At 39.3% G+C, this 2,003-nt stretch carries 2 protein-coding genes; both read left to right on the plus strand.

Translation table 11 applies throughout. The features are described from left to right. Window positions 1-1,066, plus strand: a 1,066-nt coding sequence (locus AC1DVB_RS26845; RefSeq protein ID WP_477591865.1) for a bifunctional chorismate-binding protein/class IV aminotransferase, incomplete at its 5' end; no start/stop codon positions are given. Between the two features lie 101 nt (window positions 1,067-1,167). Next, the coding region (locus AC1DVB_RS26850) for a D-serine ammonia-lyase (RefSeq protein WP_477591867.1) at window positions 1,168-2,003 on the plus strand (836 nt) is incomplete at its 3' end.

A 2,003-nucleotide genomic window follows, 5' to 3' on the forward strand; every position in this document is an offset into this window, starting at 1 on the left:
CTACATGATTGTGGACCTGCTAAGAAATGATTTGGGAATGATTGCGGAACCAGGAAGTGTCGAAGTTCCACAACTTAAGGCAATTGAAAAATATCCGACCGTTTGGCAAATGACATCCACGATTACAGCCGATACGAATCCAGGAACAACAATCATTGATATATTCAAGGCCCTTTTTCCTTGTGGATCGATAACAGGGGCACCTAAAATTAAAACGATGGAAATCATCGCTGATATCGAGAATTCACCGCGTGAAGTTTATTGCGGTGCAATCGGGTTTATCACTCCTGAATCCGAAGCCGTTTTTAATGTGCCGATTCGTACGGTCGTGATTGATAAGGAAACAGGGAAAGCCGAGTATGGGGTTGGCGGGGGGATCACTTGGGATTCCGAGTTATCGGAAGAATATGACGAAGCCTTTTTAAAAGCCAAATTATTAACGGTTGAACGGCCTGCTTACAAACTATTGGAATCGATAAAGCTCAGCGATGGCGAATATTATTTGTTGAATGATCATATCGAAAGGATGAAACAATCCGCTGAGTACTTCGATTATCGATTCTCTGAATTGTATCTTAGAGATCGACTCCAAAAGTATGCGGAAATAAACCATGGGACGCTGCAAAAAGTAAGAGTACTACTACATGAAAATGGTGAAATTGAAGTCTTGGGACAAGCAATCAAGCCCCTTGATCCAGAATTCAAGGCCATATTGGCTGAAGCACCAATATCAAGGGCAAATCCATTTCTATTTCATAAGACCACCAATCGTGATGTCTATGAAGKCTTTCAAATGAATAATCCCGACTTCCAGGATGTTCTGCTTTGGAATGAAGAAGGATACATTACGGAATTCACGAACGGAAATGTAGTGGTAAAGATAAATGGTGACCTCTATACCCCTCCGGTGGAATCAGGTTTGCTTGCAGGAACATTTCGTCAAGAATTGATCAGGAAGAAGGAAATCAAGGTAAAAAACATTTCAAAGGCTGACCTCAATAACGCTGAGGAAATTTGGTTCATTAATAGTGTGCGAGGGAAATTAAAAGTGAATTTAACTTTCTAAGCTGATAATTCGTAAAAAAGTGGAAAGTGTAATCTTTATTACAGTTTGTTGAGTTATAGTAGATGATGAATACTACATTTGGGGGAGGGACTGCTGAGGAGATGCATAAAATCGCAGGATTATCGATTAACGAATGGAAAGCGAAAGATCCTATACTTAATAATGTGATAAAGATGAATGAAGTCTTCTGGAAGAATCCAGATTACGGTAACAAACAAGAAAATCCAATCGTCCAAGCTGAACAAGTTAAATCGGCTGAAGAAAGATTAAATAGATTTGCCAATTATATAATTAAAGCATTTCCAGAAACTGAACCAATGGAGGGGATCATTGAATCATCTCTAGTAGAGATTCCTTTCATGCAAAAAAAATTGGAAAAATCCTATGGAACTAAAATTGCGGGAAAACTTTTGCTGAAATGTGACAGTCATTTACCTATATCAGGTTCAATCAAGGCACGCGGAGGTATTTATGAGGTCTTAAAACGTGCTGAGGAAATAGCAATGAAGCACGGCGGTTTAAAGCGGACTGATAATTATGGAATACTTGCGAGTGATGAATATAAGGAGCTTTTTTCAAAATATTCGATTGCTGTCGGTTCAACCGGCAATTTAGGAATGAGTATTGGAATAATAAGCGCGAAGCTGGGATTTAAAGTAACGGTCCATATGTCTGCAGATGCCAAACAGTGGAAAAAGGATAAATTAACAAGTCTGGGTGTCATTGTAAAGGAATATGATGATGATTATAGTAAAGCTGTAGAAGAAGGCCGTAAAGAAGCATCACTTAATCCCGATTGCCACTTTATTGATGATGAAAATTCCATGGATCTGCTGCTAGGTTATGCGACAGCTGCAACGCGCCTGAAGAAACAATTGAAAGATATGTCCATTGCCGTAGATGAAGATCATCCTTTGTTTGTGTACTTACCTTGCGG

This window comes from Peribacillus sp. P4_D6 (assembly GCF_056401795.1).